Raw genomic sequence first — 19,868 nt, 5'->3', positions numbered from 1 at the left:
TCACAAGACCCGGACGGGGTTATAAATTTGGCATTGAACATAGTGCACGCTGTTGAGTTCTCAAGAATCGGACACATCCCGCCTCCACACCTGAAGAGGTGCTTCACAACGGAAGTGATCGAAGATGTTGTATCGAAAGCCGGCATGATTCAGACGGGCCGTTCGATTTGTTCATGTCGCCGAGACCGGGTACGCTTATCAGAACCGAAGTCCCGATCGCCTCCGTGGCAACTCGACTAACTTAGCACATCCGCAGGCCGTGTCAAGTCGGCGTCTTCGTGATGCTCGGCGTCGGATCCGGAGATCGTCTCGCCGTCATCGTGCGCAGCCGAGGCCGTGCACCGAAGCCGAGGACCTGGGTCCCGCGGAGGCTTTGCATCTTACGCTCGCGATCCGCCGCCATCAAGAGACGAATCTCTAACAGGCTTGAGAGCGAGGGGATGGTCATCGCTTGAGGGGGGCCGGCGGGTCACGATGCTCTGCATCCGACTCTCGCTGTCCGCTCCTTTGGGCTGACGAGGAGTTACATTACGTCGAGGTTTCGCGGCCCTGCAAATCGCTCGTCGCCCGGGCGTGTCGCGATCCGGGCTCCTCTCGTGGCGGACCGCGTCCGCGTCAGGAGACGAAGGCGCCGGCGAAGCTCTTCTTGCCGCGGCGCAGCACCGCGATCCCGTCGATCAGCGGGAGGTCGCCGAGCACGGCGGCGTCGTCCGACACCGCGGTGTTGTTCACCGAGAGCCCGCCCTGGCCGATCGCCCGGCGGGCCTCGCCGAGGCTCGCGACGAGCCCGGCCTCCACGAACGCCTGCACCACCGGAGTCGCCGCGGTCGCCTCGACCGTCGTCACCGCCTGCAGCGCTCCCCGCAGGATCCCCGAGTCGATGCCCTCCAGCGACCCGCGACCGAAGAGCGCCGAGGAGGCCGCGATCACCGAGGCCGTCACCGCCTCCCCGTGCACGAGGACGGTGACCTCGCTCGCGAGCGCGCGCTGCGCCTCGCGCTTGAACGGTGCTTCCACACTCGCCTGCTCGAGCCGCTCGATCTCCGTGCGCGGCAGGTAGGTGAAGGTCTTCAGCCGGGCCGCCACGTCGCGGTCGTCGGTGTTGAGCCAGAACTGGTAGAACGCGTACGGGCTGGTGAGCGACGGGTCGAGCCAGACGGCGTTGCCCTCGCTCTTGCCGAACTTCGTCCCGTCGGAGTTCATGACCAGCGGCGTCCCGATGGCGTGCACCGACACCCCCTCCGTCCGGTGGATCAGATCGGTCCCGCTGGTGAGGTTGCCCCACTGGTCGCTGCCACCCGTCTGCAGGACGCAGCCGTACTGGCGGTAGAGCTCGAGGTAGTCCAGCCCCTGCAGGATCTGGTAGCTGAACTCGGTGTAGCTGATCCCCGCATCGGAGTTCAGGCGGGCACTGACCGCGTCCTTCTTGAGCATCGTGCCCACGCGGAAGTGCTTGCCGATCTCCCGGAGGAAGTCGATCGCCGACAGCGGCGCCGTCCAGTCCAGGTTGTTCACCAGCCGCAGCGGGTTCTCCCCCTCGGTCGACAGGAACCGCGACACCTGCGCCTGCAGGCGGGACACCCACTCGACCACCGTCTCGCGGGAGTTGAGCGTCCGCTCCGCCGTCGGCCGCGGGTCGCCGATGAGCCCGGTCGATCCGCCGACGAGACCGAGGGGCCGGTGCCCGGCGAGCTGGAGCCGGCGGAGGACGATCAGCTGGACCAGGTTGCCCAGGTGCAGGCTCGGCGCGGTCGGGTCGAAGCCGCAGTAGTAGGTGATCGGGTCTCCGGCGAGGAGCTCGCGCAGCGCTGCCGCGTCGGTCGACACGTGGATCGCGCCACGCCAGAGGAGCTCGTCCCAGACGTTCTCGAACGAGGGATCGAGCGACGGCATGGTCGCGGATCCGCGGGAGTCCTGATCGGTCACCCGTCCAGGGTAGCGCGAGGCCGGCGGCTCGCCCGGCGCGTGATCAAGTCCGGAAGCTTGATCGCACGGCATCAAGCCCTGATACTTGATCGAGGAGGTCATCGTGTTCGTCATCACCGCCGATCAGCGCGACAGTCGTCACGACGACGACCGGGTCGAGCAGGCGATCGCCGCTCTGCTCGAATCGGAGGAGTCGTCCTTCGTGCTCCCTCCCGAGCGCACCGCGGGCGACGAGTTCCAGTTCGTGCTCGACCGCGCCGAGGCCGTCGTCTCCGTGGTCCTCGCACTCCACCGCTCCGGGCGCTGGAGCATCGGCCTCGGCATCGGCGCGATCGAGCGGCCGCTGCCCCGGACCACCCGCGCCGCCCGCGGAGCGGCGTACTTCGCGGCGCGACGCGCGGTCGAGGCGGCGAAGGGACGGGCGACCCGCTTCTCCCTCGATCCCGATGCCTCCGGCTCCGATCCGTCCGGCCACGGCTCCCCCGACGACGCCTTCCCCTCGGTCGGCGACGTCCAGGCTCTGTTCGATCCGCTGCTCCACCTCCGGGACTCGCGGACCCCGGCCGGCTGGGAGATCGTCGACCTCCTGGATGCGGGGCTCTCGCAGAAGGAGGCGGCCGAGCGTCTCGCCGTCTCCCCCCAGGCGGTCAGCCTCCGGGTGCGGACCGCGAGCGCGCGCGCCGACGGACCGGCACGGGACGCCCTCGCCCGGCTGCTGACGGTGGTCGACCGTACGCTCGACCCCGACGCGGCGGCGAGCGCCGACCCGTCGGCGCACGGCTCCACGGAGACCAGCGACCCTTCCGCTTCCGCTTCCGCTTCCGAGAGGACACCCCGATGACGGCACTCCGCACCGCACTGCCCGAGACCTTCGCCGTCGCCGCGCAGTCCGCCTCCTGGACCGGCGTGCTCCTGGTGCTCCTCGCCGGAGTCGCGGGCGCCGTCCTCGCGGTGCGCCTGCGCCGCCCCTCGCTCGGCTGGATCAGCATCGGCGCCGCGGCCGCCGCCTTCCTGCTGACCGGCGTGGCCGGCGCCTCCGCTCCCCCGGCGCTCGCTCTCGCCGTCGTGGTGCTCGCCTTCGCACTCGCGGTCCTCGGCGGCGGGCCGGTGGTCCTGCTCACCCTCGATCTCGCGACCACCGACTCCCGTAGCGGCGCACACGGCGGCATCATGATCGCCGCCGCTCAGCGTCCCGGGACCCCCGGGGTCGCTCCGACCGCGATCGGCCAGCCGATCGAGGTGCTGCGCGGCGGCACCACCATCGGCGTGCTCGAGCGGATCGCCACCGCGGGCGCCCTGCTCAGCGGTCTGCCGGAGGGCGTCGCCGTGATCGTCGCCGTCAAGGGCGTCGGCCGCTTCAGTGAGCTGGCGTCCCCGGAAGCACGCGAGCGCTTCATCATCGGCACGCTCGCCAGCCTCGCCTGGTCCGCGGCGCTCGGGATCCTCGCGCGGCTCTACCTGGCGGGCTGACCGCCGCCCGTCTCCGGGCGACGACGCGCCACCGCGCGCCGGTACGGCGAGACGGTCGGGTCGCCAGCGATGAGGAACCGCCAGGGGAAGGCGGCGTCGCCGCCCTCGCCGGAGACCCCGGTCCGGGCGGACGACTCGATCGGCACCGGCGACTCGCGCGGCAGCAACTCGAAGGAGAGAGCCATCGGATCGCCCGACTCCGCGAGGGTCACCCCCAGCGCCTTGGCGAGCCGCGCCGGACCGCGGGCGAGGTCCCTCGGGCGGACCGGTCCTCGTCGGAGCAGCGCCAGCTCCTCCCCCGCCACGATCTCGCCCGCGCGGAGCAGCACCGCGGAGGCCGTGCCCGCCGGGGAGCAGACCAGGTTGACGCAGGTGTGCATGCCGTAGGTGAAGTACGCGTAGACCGTCCCCGGCTCCCCGAACATCGGCGCGTTCCGCGGCGACCGGCGCCGGTGCGCGTGCGAACCCGGGTCCTCGCCGAGTCCGAGGTAGGCCTCGACCTCGGTCAGCCGGACGCCGACGACGCCCTCGTCGGTGCGGTGCAGCAGCACCGCTCCGAGCAGATCGGGAGCGACCTCGACGGCCGAGCGCGACAGGTCGATCGGCTCCGGCATCCCTAGAAGAAGCTCTGGCCCGAGACCACGGTGACGATGATCACCGCGATGATCACGACGCCCGCGACGATGACGAGGGTCCGCTGCTGCCACGGCGGCAGCGGCGGACGGCCGTCGTCGCCGGGCGGGCCCTGGAGCGTCACGACGCGTCCCCGCGGAGGGCGGACCGGACGACGCGCACGCGCTCGGTCAGCTGCGCGAGCTGCTCCGCCACCCGGTCGGGTGCGGTGCCGCCGACCCCGTCGCGGCTGGCGACCGAGCCCTCGATGCTGAGCACCGAGCGGACGTCGGGCGTCAGCAGCGGCGACACCGAGCGCAGCGCCTCGTCGTCGAGGTCCTCGAGACCGAGGCCCCGGGTCTCGGCGAGCTTGACCAGCTCTCCGGTGATCTCGTGCGCGTCGCGGAACGGCACGTGCTTCTTGACCAGCCATTCCGCGACGTCGGTCGCGAGCGAGAAGCCCTGCGGGGCGAGCTCGGCCATCCGCTCGGTGTGGAAGGTCAGCGTCGCGATCATCCCGCTGAAGGCGGGGAGGAGCACCTCGAGCGTGGTCACCGAGTCGAAGACCGGCTCCTTGTCCTCCTGCAGGTCGCGGTTGTACGCGAGCGGGAGCGCCTTCAGTGTCGCGAGCAGGCCCGTCAGGTTGCCGAGCAGCCGACCCGCCTTGCCGCGCGCGAGCTCGGCGATGTCGGGGTTCTTCTTCTGCGGCATGATCGACGACCCGGTCGAGTAGCCGTCGTCGAGGGTGACGAAGGCGAACTCGCGCGTGTTCCAGAGGATGATCTCCTCCGCGATCCGCGAGACGTCGAAGCCGATCATCGCGCTGACGAAGGCGAACTCGGCGACGAGATCGCGGCTCGCGGTGCCGTCGATCGAGTTGGGCACGCTCGTGGCGAAGCCGAGCTCGCGGGCGACCGCCTCGGCGTCGAGCCCGAGGGTCGAGCCGGCGAGGGCACCGGAGCCGTACGGCGACACGTCGGCGCGGACCGCCCAGTCGCGCAGCCGCTCGAGGTCGCGCAGCAGCGCCCAGGCGTGCGCGAGCAGGTGGTGAGCGAGCAGCACCGGCTGCGCGTGCTGCAGGTGGGTGCGGCCGGGCATGATCGCCGCCGGGTGGGCGGAGGCCTGGGCGGCGATCGCGTCGATCAGCTGCACCACCAGCTCGGCGATGACGGCGGCGTGGTCGCGGAGGTACATCCGCACGAAGGTCGCGATCTGGTCGTTGCGCGAGCGCCCGGCGCGCAGCTTGCCGCCGAGCTCCGGGCCCGCCTCGAGCATCAGGCCGCGCTCGAGTGCGCCGTGCACGTCCTCGTCGGCGTCGTCCGCGGTGAAGCGGCCCTCGACCACCGCCGAGCGCAGGCGCTCGAGCGCGTCGAGCATCCGGGTCAGCTCGGCGTCGTCGAGGTAGCCGGCGGTCGCGAGGGCCCGGGCGTGCGCGCGGGAGCCGGCGATGTCGTACTCGGCGAGCTGCCAGTCGAAGTGCGTCGACTTCGAGAGCGCGGCCAGCTCGGGCGACGGGCCGCCGGCGAACCGGCCTCCCCAGAGTGCGCCGGCCTCGCCCGCGCGGGCGGAGGGTCGTTCCGTCATGGTTCTCCTCGGGGTCGGCTGTCGAGTCTACTGAGCGGCGTCGGGCGTGCCGGCGCGCTCGAGGAGCCAGACCAGCAGGGCCTTCTGGGCGTGCAGGCGGTTCTCCGCCTCGTCCCAGATCACGCTCTGCGGGCCGTCGATCACGTCGGCGGTCACCTCGTAGCCGCGGTCGGCCGGGAGGCAGTGCAGGAAGAGCGCGTCGGACGCGGCGGCCGCCATCGTGCCCGAGTCGACGCGGTAGTCGCGGAAGGTGGCGACCCGCGCGGCCTTCTCCTCCTCCTTGCCCATCGACACCCAGGTGTCGGTGATCACGATGTCCGAGCCGGCGGCGCCCGCGGCCGGGTCGGTCGTGGTGGTGGCCGAGCCGCCGGTGGTGGCGGCGATGCGCTGGGCGTCCGCGAGCACGGCCGGAGCGGGAGCGTAGTCCGCGGGCGAGACGATCCGGACGTGCATCCCCGCCGTCGCGCCGGCCAGCAGGTAGGAGTGCGCCATGTTGCTCGCGCCGTCGCCGAAGAAGGTCAGCGTGAGGCCGGCGAGGCGGCCGCGGTGCTCGCGGATCGTCAGCAGGTCGGCGAGCAGCTGGCACGGGTGGAACTCGTCCGAGAGCGCGTTGACGACGGGGACGCGGGTGCCCGCCGCCATCTCCTCCAGCCCGGACTGCGCGTAGGTGCGCCAGACGATGGCCGCGACCTGGCGCTCGAGCACGCGCGCGGTGTCGGAGGCGGTCTCCTTGCCGCCGAGCTGGCTGCTCGCCGTCGAGATGATCAGCGGGCTGCCGCCGAGATCGGCGATGCCGACGGCGAAGGACACCCGGGTGCGGGTGGAGGACTTGTCGAAGATGACCGCGACGGTCTGCGGGCCGGCGAGCGGCGTCCGCGAGAAGCGGTCGCGCTTGAGCTCCAGGGCGAGATCGAGGATCTCGGCCTGCTCGGCGGGGGTGATGTCGTCGTCGCGGAGGAAGTGGCGGGTCACGGCTGCGGTTCGCTTTCGATCGGGGAAGGAGGTCGGGTCGTTCAGGCGTCGAGCGCCTGCACCGCGCGGCCGAAGCGGGCGACGAACTCGTCGACGTCGGCGGCGGTGATGATGAGGGGCGGAGCGATCCGGATGCTGGACTCGTTCGGCGCGTTGACGATGAGTCCCTCCGCCATGGCGGCCGCGGCGAGCCGGGCGGCGACGGGCTCGCTGAGCGCGATGCCGAGCAGGAGACCGGCGCCACGCACGCCGGCGATCAGCGGTGAGCCGAGGCCGAGCACACCCGCGGTCAGCTGCGCCCCGCGCTCCCGGGCGTTCCGGAGCAGGTCGGCGCGCTCGATCTCGCCGATCACCGCGCCGGCGACCGCGGTCGCGAGCGGGTTGCCGCCGAAGGTGCTGCCGTGGTGGCCCTTCTGCAGCAGCTCGGAGGCCGCGCCGAAGGTGACCAGGGCTCCGACGGGGAAGCCGCCGCCGAGTCCCTTGGCGAGGGTGATCGCATCGGGCAGGATGCCGGCCCGCTGGTAGGCGAACCAGCTGCCGGTGCGGCCGATGCCGGTCTGGATCTCGTCGACGATCAGCAGGGCGCCCCGCTCCCGGGTCAGCTCCCGCGCCCGCTCGAGGAAGCCGTCCGGCAGCGGGATCACGCCCGCCTCACCCTGGATCGGCTCGACGATCAGCGCGGCGACCGACTCGTCGATCGCGGCCTCGAGGGCCTCGACCGTCGCCTCGATGTGCTCGACTCCACCGGGCATCGGCTCGAACGGCGCGCGCATCGCGGCCTTGCCGGTCATCGCGAGGGCGCCCATCGTGCGACCGTGGAAGGCGTTCTGCAGCGCCAGGATCCGATGCCGGCCGCCGGCCGCGTGCAGGCGGGCGAGCTTGAAGGCCGCCTCGTTCGCCTCGGTGCCGGAGTTCGCGAAGTAGACGCGGCCCGCCTCGCCCGCGCCGGTGAGCTCGCGGAGCTTCTCGGCCAGCCGGATCTGCGGAGCGGTGGCGAAGTAGTTGGAGACGTGCGCGAGCGCGCCGGCCTGGCGGCTCACGGCCTCGACGAAGACCGGGTGCGCGTGGCCGAGCGAGTTCACCGCGATCCCGCCGAGGAAGTCGAGGTACTCGCGGCCGTCGACGTCCCAGACCCGGCAGCCCTCGCCGCGCTCGAGGACGGCGAGCGGAGCGGCGAAGGTCTGCATCATCGCGGCGGCGTAGCGGTCGCGGGCCTCCGCGGTACGGGCGGAGACGGGTGCGGGATCGGAGGCGGGGACCTCGGGCGCGGGGACGCCGGGAGCGGTATCGGTGGACATGTCGAGCCTTTCGAGCAGAAGCGGACCGGCCGGGAGGGCCGTCGGTGCGCGCACCCCGTCGGGGCGGCGCTCGGAGCCGGGGCCGCTGGTGGTCAGCGGCCCGACGTTCGCTCCCGGTCGCGGGGGTCGGCCGAGGCGACGACCTCGGTGCCGACGCCCTCGGAGGTGAAGACCTCGAGCAGCATCGAGTGCGGGACGCGGCCGTCGATGATCGCGGCCTTCGGCACGCCGCCGCGGACCGCATCGAGGCAGGCCGTCATCTTGGGGATCATCCCCGACTCGAGCGACGGCAGCAGCGCCGCGAGCTCGTCGGACGCGATGTGCGAGACGAGCGAGTCGCGGTCGGGCCAGTCGGCGTAGAGACCGGGGACGTCGGTGAGGATCACGAGCTTCTCCGCGCCGACGGCGACGGCGAGCGCGGCCGCGGCGGCGTCGGCGTTGACGTTGAGCGACTGCGTCGGGTCGTCGGAGTCGGGCGCGATCGAGGAGACGACCGGGATGCGGCCGGCGTCGAGCTGGGCGAGGACGGCCGCGGGGTCCACGGAGATCACGTCGCCGACCAGGCCGAGGTCGTGCTCGACCCCGTCCAGGACCACGCCGCGCCGGCGGCCGACGAAGAGGCCCGCGTCCTCGCCGGAGATGCCGGCTGCCAGCGGCCCGTACTCGTTGATGCGCCGGACGATGTCGCGGCTGATGCTGCCGGTGAGCACCATCCGCACGACGTCCATCGCCTCGGGGCTGGTCACCCGGTAGCCGCCGCGGAACTCGCTGGCGATTCCGAGCCGGTCGAGCATCGCGGAGATCTGCGGACCGCCGCCGTGCACGACGACGGGGCGGATGCCCGCGTAGTGCAGGTAGACGATGTCCTGCGCGAAGGCGCGCTGGAGCTCCTCCGACACCATGGCGTTGCCGCCGAACTTGATCACCATCGTCCTGCCGTGGAACCGCTGCAGCCAGGGCAGCGACTCGATCAGGGTGCCGGCCTTGACGGCCACGGCATCGCGCAGCGCGAGCGTCTCGGCGTCGGTGGGGTCCCCGGTGCTCACCGGGTTCTCGGAGGCCCTCGGATTCTCGTCGGCCATCAGCTGGAGTACGCCGAGTTCTCGTGGACGTAGTCGTGGGTGAGGTCGTTGGTCCAGATCGTCGCCGTGGCGTCGCCGGCGTGCAGATCGATGTCGACCGAGACCTTGCGCGGGGCGAGGTCGACCAGGTCGCGGCTCGCGTCGGGCTCGCCGGCCCGGCAGACCTGCACGCCGTTCATCGCCACGTCGATGCCGTAGGGGTCGAACTGCGCATCGGTGGTGCCGACCGCGGCCAGCACCCGGCCCCAGTTGGGGTCGTTGCCGAAGATCGCGGCCTTGAAGAGGTTGCTCCGCGAGACCGCGCGGGCGACGACGACGGCCTCGTCCTCGGTCGCGGCGTTCAGCACCCGGATCGCGACGTCGTGCGCGGCGCCCTCGGCATCGGCCTGGAGCTGGAGCGTGAGATCGCGGCAGACGTCGGTGAGCGCGGCGGTGAAGTCGGCCGCCTCGGGGCGCACCCCGCTCGCGCCGCTCGCCAGCAGCGCCACGGTGTCGTTGGTCGACATGCAGCCGTCCGAGTCGAGTCGGTCGAAGGTGACCCGGGTCGCCGCCCGCAGCGCGGTGTCGAGCTCGGAGGAGTCGAGGACCGCGTCGGTGGTGATCACGACGAGCATCGTCGCCAGCCCGGGAGCGAGCATCCCCGCGCCCTTGGCCATGCCGCCGACGGTCCAGCCCTGCTCGGAGCGGACGGTCGCCTGCTTGGGCACGGTGTCGGTCGTCATGATCGCGCGGGCCGCGTCCTCGCCCGCCTCCGGACCGGTCGCGCCCGGAAGAGCCGCCGACGCCTCGGTCACCCCGGCCGTCAGCTTGCCGAGGTCGAGCTGATCGCCGATGAGACCGGTGGAGCAGACGAGCACGTCGCCGGCTGAGACGCCCAGGCTCCCGCCGACGGCCTCGGCCGTCGCGTGGGTGACCTGGAAGCCCGCGGCGCCGGTGTAGCAGTTGGCGCCGCCGGAGTTGAGGACGATCGCCGAGACGACGCCGTCGCGCATGACCTGCTCGCTCCAGAGCACCGGGTTCGCCTTGCAGCGGTTGCTGGTGAAGACCGTCGCGGCGTTCTGCAGCGGGCCGAGGTTGTGCACGAGGGCGAGGTCGCGGGCGCCGGTCGACTTGAGACCGGCGACGACGCCGGCCGCGGCGAATCCTGCTGCGGCGGTGATGCTCACGGCGCGACTCCGTTCGTGCTCAGGCCGAGGGTCTCCGGGAGACCGAGGGCGATGTTGGTCGACTGGATCGCGGCGCCGGCGGTGCCCTTGACCAGGTTGTCGAGCGCCGTGACCACCACGACGCGGCGGGCGCGCTCGTCCACGGCGACCCCGATCAGCGCCGTGTTCGCGCCGACGGTGTCGGCCGTGCGCGGGAAGGTCCCCTCCGGCAGCAGCTGGACGAAGGGCTCGTCGGCGTAGGCCGACTCCCACGCGGCGCGCACCTCCCGCGCGGACACGCCCGGCGTGAGCCGAGCGGTCGAGGTCGCGAGGATGCCCCGCGACATCGGCACCAGGATCGGGGTGAACGAGATCGAGACGGGACCGGCGCCGGCGAGCGCGAGGTTCTGCCGGATCTCCGGGTTGTGGCGGTGCCCGCCGCCGATGCCGTAGGCGTGCGCCGAGCCGAGCAGCTCGCTCGCGAGCAGATCGGTCCGCAGGCCCTTGCCCGCCCCGGACGGGCCGACGGCGAGGACCGAGACCAGGTCGGCGGCCTCGATCACTCCGGCGTGCAGTCCCGGCGCGAGGCCGAGCGTGATCGCGGTGACGTTGCAGCCGGGCACCGCGATGCGGCGGACGCCCGCGAGTACGTCGCGCTGCCTGCCGGTGCCGGGCAGCATCAGCTCGGGCAGCCCGTAGGGCCAGGCGCCGGCGAACTCGCCGCCGTAGTAGTCGGCCCAGTCCTGCTCGTCGGTCAGCCGGTGGTCGGCGCCGCAGTCGACGACGAGCACGTCGTCGGGGAGCGTCGCCGTGATCTCGCCGGACTTGCCGTGCGGCAGGGCGAGGAAGACGACGTCGTGGCCCGCCAGGTTCTCGGTCGTCGTGTCGACGAGCTCGAGGTGGCGCAGTGAGCGCAGGTGCGGCTGCACCGCGGCGAGGGGCTGGCCGGCGTTCGAGTGCGCCGTGACCGTGCGCACCTCGAACTCGGGGTGATCGGCGAGCAGGCGGAGCAGCTCGCCGCCCGCGTACCCGCTCGCTCCGGCCACCGCCACGGAAAAAGTCATGCCCGAGAGCCTAGTCGCTGGCGGGACCCGCCCTGGCCCGGTCGCCGCGGGCGGCCGCCGACCGGAGCCGGCGGCCGCCCGCTCACTCGCGCGGGCTCGCGCCGAAGCGCTCGGCGGCGAGCGCGGTGCCGCTCTCCTTCGCCGCGCTGGCCTCGGCGGCGGTGAGCGTCCGGTCGGCGGCACGGAAGCGCAGCGCGAAGGTCAGCGACTTCGAGCCCTCGGGGACGCCCGCACCGCGGTAGTCGTCGACCAGGCGGATCGCCTCGAGCAGCTCGCCGGCGCCCTCGGCGACGGCGGCCTGCAGGTCGGCCGCCGGCACGGCCACGGGCACGACCAGCGAGAGGTCCTGCGTCGCGGCGGGCAGCGCCCCGACCGGGCGCGCCACCACGAGGCGGCCGGCGCGGGCGATCAGCGGATCGAGGTCGAGCTCCACCACCGCCACGCGGTGCGGCAGGTCGAGGTCGTCGGCGAGCGACGGGAGCAGCTCGCCGGCGTGGCCGACCACGGCACCGTCCAGCAGCACCTCGGCCGTGCGGCCCGGGTGCAGGGCGGCGTGCGAGCCCTGCCGGATCTCCAGCTGCACGCCCGAGGCGGCCGCGACGTCGCGGACGACGTCGAGCGCGTCGCGCCAGTCGAAGTCGCGCGCGGCCACTCCGGGCTGACGCTCGAGCGCCGAGCCCGTCAGCAGCGCGGCCACGTGCAGCGGCTGCCGCGGGATCCCCGCGTTCAGCGCCGCCTCGATCTCCGCGGACGGACGCACGCCGGCGAGGGGCAGCCCCTCGGAGCCGAACGGGCGGTCGCCCTGCGGCAGGAAGACCGAGCCCATCTCGTAGACGGCCAGGTCGACGAGACCGCGCGAGCGGTTGCGGGCCGCGACCTGCACGAGTCCGGGGAGGAGGGAGAGCCGCAGCTGTCCCGCGGTCGCGTCCAGCGGGTTCGCCAGCGAGACCTGCTGCACCGGCTCGCCGTCGACGGAGCCGAAGCGGTCGTTGATCGAGCGGGAGAGGAACGGGTAGGACAGCACCTCGGTGAGCCCGGCGGCCGCCAGCGACTGCGCGACCGTCCGGCGCAGGCGCTGACCGGGCGTGAGGCCGCGACCGGGAGGCGCGACGGGGAGGATCGACGGGATGCGGTCGTACCCGGTGATCCGGGCGACCTCCTCCGCGAGGGTCGAGCGGTCGGTCAGGTCGGGCCGCCAGCTCGGCGGGGTGACGAGCAGGCCCGCTCCCCCGGCCTCGACGCTCGCGCCGATCTCGACCAGGGCGCCGCGGATCTCCTCGGGCGTGTACTCGAGGCCGATCAGGCCGGAGATGTAGCCGTCGGGCAGCTCGATCGCCGCAGCCGTGGCCGCGTCAGCGAGGACCGAGCCGAGCTCGTCGGCGGTGCCGCCCGCGAGCTCGACCAGCAGCTGCACCGCGCGCGCGGCGGCGACCGGTGCGACCAGCGGGTCCACGCCGCGCTCGAAGCGTCGCGAGGCCTCGCTCGGCAGCTTGTGCCGGCGGGCCGTGCGGGCGATCGAGACCGGATCGAAGTTCGCGGCCTCGATCAGGACGTCGGCGGTGGTGTCCGTGATCTCGGTGCGGGCACCGCCCATCACGCCGGCGAGCCCGATCGGCCCGCCGTCGTCGGTGATCAGCAGGTCCTCGTGGTGCAGGCGGCGGGTCTGGCCGTCGAGCGTCTCGAGCGTCTCGCCGGCACGAGCGCGGCGTACGACGATGCCGCCCTCCAGGCGCTCGAGGTCGTAGCCGTGCAGCGGCTGCCCGAGCTCGAACATGACGTAGTTGGTGATGTCGACGACCAGCGAGATCGAGCGCACGCCGGCCAGGCGCAGGCGCGCGATCATCCACGGCGGGGTCGGCAGCGACGGGTCGATGCCGCGCACCACCCGGGTCACGAAGACGGACGAGCCGACGCGGCCGCGGATCGGCGCCTCGTCCTCGACCGCGACGGGGAAGACGGGGGCGGAGTCGAGCCGCTCGGGCGCGGTGATCGCCAGCGCGGGGTCGCGGAAGTCGGCGCCCGTCGCGTGGGCGTACTCGCGGGCGATGCCGCGGATCGAGAAGGCGTAGCCGCGGTCCGGAGTCACGTTGACCTCGACGGCGGCGTCGTCCAGCCCGAGGAGCGCGATCGCGTCGGTGCCGACCTCGGGGTCGATGCCGAGGCTCGCCAGCCGGAGGATGCCCTCGTGGTCGTCGCCGAGGCCGAGCTCACGGGTGGACGCGATCATCCCGTCGGACACGTGCCCGTAGGTCTTCCGCGCCGAGATCGGGAACGGCCCGGGCAGCACGGCGCCGGGCAGCGAGACCACGACCTTGTCACCGGCGGCGAAGTTGTGCGCTCCGCAGACGATGCCGCGGACGTCGTCGCCGCCGTCGGCCGCGCGCTCCCCCTCGGGCGCGACGCGGACGGTGCACCAGTTGATGGTCTTGCCGTTCTTCTGCGGCTCGGGCACGAGGTCGAGGACCTCGCCCACCACGACGGGGCCGGAGACCTCGAAGCGGTGGACGTCCTCCTCCTCCAGGCCGACCGACACCAGGGCCGCGTGCACGGCCTCGGTCGTGACGCCCTGCTCGAGGTCGACGTACTCACCCAGCCAGCTCAGCGGGATGCGCATCAGATCACCATCCCGTACTGCTTGCTGAAGCGGACGTCGCCCTCGACCATGTCGCGCATGTCCTTCACGTCGTTGCGGAACATCAGGGTCCGCTCGATCCCCATCCCGAAGGCGAAGCCGGAGTACTCGTCCGGGTCGATGCCGACCGAGCGCAGGACGTTCGGGTTCACCATTCCGCAGCCGCCCCACTCGATCCAGCGGGCACCGCCGACGAAGGTCGGGTGCCAGATGTCGAGCTCGGCGCTCGGCTCGGTGAAGGGGAAGTAGTTGGGGCGCAGGCGGATCTTCGCCTCGTCGCCGAACAGGAGGCGGGCGACGTGCTCGAGGGTGCCGCGCAGGTGCGCCATCGTCAGGCCGCGGTCGACGGCGAGGCCCTCGAACTGCGTGAAGACAGGGGTGTGCGTGGCGTCGAGCTCGTCGGTGCGGTAGACGCGGCCGGGCGCGATCACGTAGATCGGCGGGGTGCGCTCGAGCATCGAGCGGATCTGCACCGGCGAGGTGTGGGTGCGCAGCACGAGGTGCGACTCGACCGGGTCGACGAAGAAGGTGTCCTGCATCGCGCGGGCCGGGTGGTCCTCGTCGAAGTTCAGCGCGTCGAAGTTGAACCACTCGTTCTCGAGCTCCGGCCCCTCCGCGATCTCCCAGCCCATGCCGACGAAGACGTCGGCGATCGACTCCTGGAGGAGCGAGAGCGGGTGGCGGGCGCCCTGGCGCACGAAGCTCGCGCCGGCGGTGACGTCGACGCGCTCGGCGTCGAGCGCCGCGGCCTGCTCTGCCTCGACCAGCTCCGCCTCGCGCTCGGCGTACGCGTCACCGACCTGCTTGCGGGCACCGCCCACGAGCTTGCCGGACGCCGCCTTGAACTCCGGCGGCACGGAGCGCATCAGCGCGTTCAGTCGGGCGAGGGCCGAGCCCTCGCCGAGGTGGGCGGTGCGGGCCGCCTTCAGGGCGGCGGAATCGGCGGCCGCGCGGATCGCGGTGAGCGCCTCCGCGGTCGCCGCCGAGACGGCCTCGTCGGTGATCGGGTTGCTGTCAGACACGATCCCCCAGTGTAGGGATGCCTCGCGCGGCCCGCTCGCTGCGGCGGGCGGACGCGCTCGCCCGCCGGCGCGGCCGGCGTATCGAGCGGGGAAGCCGCTTCGCGTTTCGGTGGTGAGGGAAAGGACGCAACTGCGCCGCGTCATGTTGGTCGAGTAGCCCCGCAGGGGCGTATCGAGACCCGCCGTTGCCAGCATGGGCGGTCTGCAGACTCGCCTTTTGACGATGGTGGATCTCGATACGCCCGCTTTGCGGGCTACTCGATCAGCATGGCTTTCCTCTGCGGGCTAGGTGATCGTTCCTCGGAGATTCGTCTCGACAAGGACGGGCTGCCGCCAGTCCTCCTCGCGGAGCGGTGGGTCTCGATACGCCCCTGCGGGGCTACTCGACCAGCATGCAAGAGCGACGCGGACCACGGTTATCGGACAGGAGCCCTGCAGATCGCCGCCCGCCCCGAGGCGAACGCGTGAATCGCGTACGAGCGATTCGCGCTAGCCGGACGCACGACGCTCTTCCCAATGCGACCGCGTCGGTGGCCGACCGCGGTGGGGGTCGCCGCAGGCGATCCCCACCATCGGGTTCAGTCCTGGGCGGCGATCAGTGCCGTGTCAGTCGTTGCGCGGGCGGCCGGGTGGCCGGTGCCCTTGCGGCCGCCGGTCTTGGTGCGGATCTCGACCCACTTGGCGATGCCGGAGAGGATCAGGCAGATGCCGATGTAGATGGCGCCGACCACGATGGCGGCGGGGATGATCGGGCTGTCCAGGCTCGGCTGGTTGCCGAGGTAGCGGGCGTAGTAGAGCAGCTCGTTGTAGGTGATGATCGAGCCGAGCGCCGTGTCCTTGAGGGCGACGACGAGCTGGGCGATGATCACGGGCAGCATCGAGCGGATCGCCTGCGGGAAGAGGATGAGGCGCATGACGCCCGCCTTGCGCAGGCCGATCGCGTAGCCCGCCTCCTTCTGGCCGCGCGGGAGGGCCTCGATGCCGGCGCGGAAGATCTCGGAGAAGACGGAGCCGTTGTAGAGCGTCAGTGCGATGACCACGGCGAGGTACGGCGTGAGCTTGAGCCCGACGAACGGGAGCCCGTAGTACATCAGCATCATCAGGATGAGGACCGGGATCGCGCGGAACAGCTCGATGAAGAGCGTGACCGGGATGTTGATCCAGCGGCGGTCGGAGAGGCGGCCGATCGCCAGCAGCAGGCCGAGCACGATGCTCGCGACGCCGGCGGTGGCGAAGGCGGCGAGCGTCTGCCCGAGAGCCGCGCCGATGCTCTGCCAGACCAGCGGGTAGCCGAAGGCACGCCACTTGGCCGCGGAGAACTGCCCGGACTCGGCGAAGCGCCAGAGCACGAAGGCCAGCAGAGCGACGAGGACGAGCAGGACGACGGCGCCGATGACGCGGTTGCGGGCGACCGCACGGGGTCCGGGGTTGTCGAAGAGGACGGAGCTCATCGGGCGACCCTCCACTTCTTCTCGAGCTGGCGTTGGAGGAGGGAGAGCCCGGTGACGAGGATCACGAAGGCGAGCGCCACCCAGAGCACGACGATGAGGCTGTTCTCGCCGCGCTCGTTGAGCACGCGGACGATCGTCCCGGCCTCGGCGACCGAGAAGCCGGCGGCGACGGTGGTGTTCTTGAGGAGCGCGATCAGCACGCTCATCAGCGGCGGGATGACCGAGCGGAACGCCTGCGGCAGCACCACCTGGGTCATCGTGAGCCCGAAGTCGAGGCCGATCGCGCGGGCCGCCTCGGCCTGGCCGATCGGCACGGTGTTGATGCCGGAGCGGAGCACCTCGGCGACGTAGGTCGCGGTGTAGATGCTCAGCGCAGTGATGGCGAGGTTCGTGTAGCCGACGTCCGGCAGGTCGAGCTTCGGATACCCGAAGGCGAAGAAGAACATCAGCAGCGTCAGCGGCGTGTTGCGGATGGTGTTGACGTAGACGGTGCCGACCGCTCGCGCGATCGGGACGGGCGAGACGCGCATCGCTCCGACCACGGTGCCGAGGAGGAGAGCGAAGCCGAGCGACACGACGAACAGCAGCAGGGTGTTGCCGAACGCGGGGACGAACACGTCGAGGTTGTTCAGGAGAACATCCATGCTGCGTGCCCTTTCATCGGGGAGGTGGAAGCGGTCGCCGGTGCGGCGCGGGGCAGAGGAGGTCCCGGGGCGGTGCGCGACGCGCCGCCCCGGGACTCCTCAGGGGTGTCGGCCTAGTAGGCGTCGACTGCGGGCTGCTCGACCGTGGTGCCGGACTGGCCGAGGGTCTCGTCGTAGATCGCGCTCCAGGTGTCACCGCCGTCGGTCAGCATCTCGTTGATGAAGCCGCGCAGTGCTGTGTCGTCCTTCGCGAGGCCGATGCCGTAGAGCTCGGTGCTGAAGGGCTCGCCGACGACCTTGAGCTCGTCGGGCTTCTGCGCCGCGTAGCCGATCAGGATCGCGCCGTCGGTGGTGACCGCGTCGACCTGACCGTCGGCCAGGGCGTCGACGCACTGCGAGTAGGTGTCGAACTCGACGGGCGGGACCTCGGGGTAGTTCGCGCGGATGTTCTGGATCGGGGTGGAGCCGGTCGCGGAGCACACGGTGGTGTCGGCCGAGAGATCCTCCGGACCCTTGATCGTGTCGTTGTCCGCGGCGACCAGCAGCTGCTGTCCGGTCTCGAAGTACGGTCCGGCGAAGCCGACCTGCTCCTTGCGCTTGTCGGTGATCGAGTAGGTGCCGACGTAGTAGTCGATGTCGCCGTTCACGATCGAGGCCTCGCGGTTGGCGGAGGGGATCGGCTGGTAGTCGATCTTGTCGGCGGAGAAGCCGAGGGACGCGGCGACCCACTTCGCGATCTCGATGTCGAAGCCGGAGCGCTCCCCGGTCGCGGCGTCGAGGTAGCCCAGACCGGGCTGGTCCTCCTTGACGCCGATGGTGACCCGGCCATTCGCCGTCATGGCGTCGAAGGTGGGGCTGCCCTCGAGGGTGACGTCGGTGGCGACCTCGTAAGCCGCTCCGCTCCCCTCGGAGCCGGAGTCCGAGCCGCCGCCGGTTCCGGAGTCACCGGCGCAGCCGGCGAGGGTGAGGGCCGCTGCGGCGAGTCCCGCGGTCATGAACATGAGCTTGGTGCGCATGATCGTCCTTCCTGGGGTGTGGCCCGCTGGAGCGGGCGATGTCCGGTCGCTCCCCGGGGTTCGGGGGGCGACCTGTCGAACGGCGGCCGAGGCGGGGTCCGCCCGCGGCGCCGGAGACCTAGTGGGTGATCAGCTTCGAGAGGAAGTCCTTGGCCCGGTCGGTCCGGGGGGCGGTGAAGAACGACTCGGGATCGGTGTCCTCGAGGATCTCGCCGTCGGACATGAAGACGACGCGGTGCGCGGCCTTGCGCGCGAAGCCCATCTCGTGGGTGACGACGATCATCGTCATCCCCTCCTCGGCGAGGCCGACCATCACGTCGAGGACCTCGTTGATCATCTCGGGGTCGAGCGCGGAGGTCGGCTCGTCGAAGAGCATCACCTTCGGCTTCATCGCGAGGGCGCGGGCGATGGCCACGCGCTGCTGCTGACCGCCGGAGAGCTGGGCGGGCGTCTTGCCCGCCTGGTGCCCGACGCCGACGCGGTCGAGCAGCGCCTGCGCCTCCGCCTCGGCCGCCTTCCGCGAGAGCTTGCGGACCTTGATCGGCCCGAGCGTGACGTTCTCGAGGATCGTCTTGTGCGCGAAGAGGTTGAAGGACTGGAAGACCATGCCGACATCGGCGCGCAGGGCGGCGAGCCCCTTGCCCTCCTCCGGCAGCGTCTGACCGTCGATCGAGATCGTGCCGTCGGAGATGGTCTCCAGGCGGTTGATCGTGCGGCAGAGCGTGGACTTGCCCGACCCGGAGGGACCGAGGACCACGACCACCTCGCCGCGGTTGATCGTCAGATCGATGTCCTTCAGCGCCTGGAACTCGCCGTAGTGCTTCTGGACCCCGTCGAGGACGACGAGGGGCTCGCGGGCGGCAGCGGACGATCGCCCGGCCTGGGAGGGTGCTTCCATTCCGTCAGAGAATCACACGGGCATGGGTGGGTCAAATCATGAGCGGATTCTTAACCAGAGCGCAACAACCGAGGCTCGCTCCCAGCCTCATACCATGCCGAGGTGGTCTTCTCTCAGTTCTGGCGTGAAACGTCTCAGGTCGAGTGCGCGTCGGGTCGTCAGGAGCGGAGCGCGAAGGCGCTCTCGTAGAGGCAGACCGAGGCGGCGGTGGCGAGGTTCAGCGACTCCGCGGCGCCGTAGATCGGCACGGCCACGACGCCGTCCATCAGCTCGAGCGACTCGTCCTCGAGGCCGCGGGCCTCGTTGCCGAACACCCAGACCGTCGGCTGCGCGAGGTCGCCCCGGGCGCGCACGTCGAGCAGGCCCTCGCCCTTGACGTCGGCGGCGACGGCGCGGAGGCCCGCGGAGCGCAGCCGCTGCAGCACGTCGGGCAGCTCGGCGCCGACCGCGACGGGCAGGTGGAACAGCGAGCCCGTGGTCGAGCGGACGACCTTGGGGTTGTAGAGGTCGACCGAGCGGCCCGTCAGCACGACGGCGTCGGCGCCCGCGGCGTCGGCCGCGCGGATGATCGTGCCGAGGTTGCCCGGGTCGCGGACCTCCTCCAGCACGGCGACGAGGCGCGGCTCGGAGGCGACGACGTCCTTGAGCGAGGTCGGGAACTGCCGGCAGACGGCCACGAAGCCCTGCGGCGTGACGGTGTCGGCCATCGAGTCGAGGACGTCCTCGGTCACGTACTCGATCTCGACCTCGGCCTCCTCGGCCGCGGCGACGATCTCGGGGTGGCGCTCGAGCGCGGTGGGCGTCGCGAACGACTCCATCAGCAGCTCGGGCCGGTAGCGCAGCGCCTCGGACATCGCCTGCGGGCCCTCGAGGAGGAAGAGCCCCGACTCCTGCCGTGCCGGACGCCGGGTGAGCTTGGCGACGGAGCGGACACGGGGAGAACGGGGGTTGTCGAGCATGCGGCGAGCCTATCGGCGCACCGTCGCGGGGCCCGGTCGACACGTCGCCCGCGAGGAAGGCCGACCCGCGGGAACGAGGTCCTGCGGGAACCA

Annotated in this window: 18 protein-coding genes; 2 read left to right on the top strand and 16 right to left on the bottom strand. The window is 71.9% G+C overall.

Features of this window, described 5'->3' with window-relative positions; genetic code table 11:
* Positions 1–615: 615 nt before the first annotated feature.
* Positions 616–1,893 carry a tyrosine--tRNA ligase gene (gene tyrS / locus EDF45_RS17855; protein ID WP_123737296.1) on the bottom strand — a complete coding sequence of 426 codons (1,278 nt, stop codon included), beginning with the start codon at positions 1,891–1,893 and terminating at the stop codon, positions 616–618.
* Positions 1,894–2,029: 136 nt separating this feature from the next.
* Here tyrS and EDF45_RS17850 point away from each other — a divergent pair, with 136 nt between their 5' ends.
* Both EDF45_RS17850 and EDF45_RS17845 read left to right on the top strand, forming a co-directional pair.
* Positions 2,030–2,767: a DNA-binding protein gene (locus EDF45_RS17850; RefSeq protein ID WP_185020252.1), complete on the top strand. Its 738-nt coding sequence runs from the start codon at positions 2,030–2,032 to the stop codon at positions 2,765–2,767.
* Positions 2,764–3,396, top strand: a complete 633-nt coding sequence (locus tag EDF45_RS17845) for a hypothetical protein (protein WP_260312256.1) — start codon at positions 2,764–2,766, stop codon at positions 3,394–3,396. Before EDF45_RS17850 ends, EDF45_RS17845 begins: the two co-directional genes overlap by 4 nt.
* Here the strand turns inward: EDF45_RS17845 and EDF45_RS17840 are convergent.
* From EDF45_RS17840 to EDF45_RS17775, 15 genes are all read right to left on the bottom strand, one after another.
* On the bottom strand, positions 3,381–4,010 hold the full coding sequence (locus EDF45_RS17840) for a DNA-3-methyladenine glycosylase (protein WP_123737165.1): 630 nt from the start codon (positions 4,008–4,010) through the stop codon (positions 3,381–3,383). The genes EDF45_RS17845 and EDF45_RS17840 overlap by 16 nt on opposite strands.
* A 2-nt stretch (positions 4,011–4,012) precedes the next feature.
* The gene (locus EDF45_RS21420) at positions 4,013–4,153 is read right to left on the bottom strand and encodes a hypothetical protein (RefSeq protein WP_165909213.1); all 141 of its coding nucleotides are present in this window, start codon (positions 4,151–4,153) and stop codon (positions 4,013–4,015) included.
* On the bottom strand, positions 4,150–5,592 hold the full coding sequence (gene argH, locus EDF45_RS17835; RefSeq protein WP_123737166.1) for an argininosuccinate lyase: 1,443 nt from the start codon (positions 5,590–5,592) through the stop codon (positions 4,150–4,152). Before argH ends, EDF45_RS21420 begins: the two co-directional genes overlap by 4 nt.
* 27 nt (positions 5,593–5,619) lie before the next feature.
* Positions 5,620–6,564, bottom strand: coding sequence for an ornithine carbamoyltransferase (gene argF, locus EDF45_RS17830; RefSeq protein ID WP_123737167.1), 945 nt, complete (start codon positions 6,562–6,564; stop codon positions 5,620–5,622).
* Between the two features lie 41 nt (positions 6,565–6,605).
* Positions 6,606–7,862 carry an acetylornithine transaminase gene (locus EDF45_RS17825; protein WP_123737168.1) on the bottom strand — a complete coding sequence of 419 codons (1,257 nt, stop codon included), beginning with the start codon at positions 7,860–7,862 and terminating at the stop codon, positions 6,606–6,608.
* A gap of 92 nt (positions 7,863–7,954) precedes the next feature.
* Positions 7,955–8,908: an acetylglutamate kinase gene (gene argB, locus EDF45_RS17820; RefSeq protein ID WP_374206650.1), complete on the bottom strand. Its 954-nt coding sequence runs from the start codon at positions 8,906–8,908 to the stop codon at positions 7,955–7,957.
* Positions 8,909–8,943: 35 nt separating this feature from the next.
* Entirely contained in the window at positions 8,944–10,110 is a 1,167-nt protein-coding gene (gene argJ, locus EDF45_RS17815) for a bifunctional glutamate N-acetyltransferase/amino-acid acetyltransferase ArgJ (protein WP_123737170.1), read from the bottom strand.
* Positions 10,107–11,153, bottom strand: coding sequence for an N-acetyl-gamma-glutamyl-phosphate reductase (gene argC, locus EDF45_RS17810; RefSeq protein WP_123737171.1), 1,047 nt, complete (start codon positions 11,151–11,153; stop codon positions 10,107–10,109). The genes argJ and argC overlap by 4 nt, the downstream gene beginning before the upstream one ends.
* Before the next feature lie 82 nt (positions 11,154–11,235).
* On the bottom strand, positions 11,236–13,767 hold the full coding sequence (pheT, locus tag EDF45_RS17805) for a phenylalanine--tRNA ligase subunit beta (RefSeq protein ID WP_123737172.1): 2,532 nt from the start codon (positions 13,765–13,767) through the stop codon (positions 11,236–11,238).
* Complete coding sequence (gene pheS / locus EDF45_RS17800; protein ID WP_123444514.1) at positions 13,767–14,807, bottom strand: phenylalanine--tRNA ligase subunit alpha; 1,041 nt, start codon at positions 14,805–14,807, stop codon at positions 13,767–13,769. The genes pheT and pheS overlap by 1 nt, the downstream gene beginning before the upstream one ends.
* Before the next feature lie 578 nt (positions 14,808–15,385).
* On the bottom strand, positions 15,386–16,258 hold the full coding sequence (locus EDF45_RS17795; protein ID WP_123737298.1) for an amino acid ABC transporter permease: 873 nt from the start codon (positions 16,256–16,258) through the stop codon (positions 15,386–15,388).
* On the bottom strand, positions 16,255–16,902 hold the full coding sequence (locus EDF45_RS17790; RefSeq protein WP_123737173.1) for an amino acid ABC transporter permease: 648 nt from the start codon (positions 16,900–16,902) through the stop codon (positions 16,255–16,257). Before EDF45_RS17790 ends, EDF45_RS17795 begins: the two co-directional genes overlap by 4 nt.
* A 113-nt stretch (positions 16,903–17,015) precedes the next feature.
* A complete protein-coding gene (locus EDF45_RS17785; RefSeq protein ID WP_123737174.1) occupies positions 17,016–17,918 on the bottom strand; it encodes a glutamate ABC transporter substrate-binding protein in 903 nt (300 codons plus the stop codon).
* 118 nt (positions 17,919–18,036) lie between these two features.
* Positions 18,037–18,816, bottom strand: coding sequence for an amino acid ABC transporter ATP-binding protein (locus EDF45_RS17780; protein WP_123737175.1), 780 nt, complete (start codon positions 18,814–18,816; stop codon positions 18,037–18,039).
* Between the two features lie 158 nt (positions 18,817–18,974).
* Positions 18,975–19,775, bottom strand: coding sequence for an RNA methyltransferase (locus EDF45_RS17775; RefSeq protein WP_123444518.1), 801 nt, complete (start codon positions 19,773–19,775; stop codon positions 18,975–18,977).
* Positions 19,776–19,868: the final 93 nt, after the last annotated feature.

This window comes from Rathayibacter sp. PhB186, from assembly GCF_003751825.1.
In the GTDB taxonomy this organism is placed as follows: Bacteria; Actinomycetota; Actinomycetes; order Actinomycetales; family Microbacteriaceae; genus Rathayibacter; species Rathayibacter festucae.
This window is presented reverse-complemented; position numbering and strand designations above follow the sequence as displayed.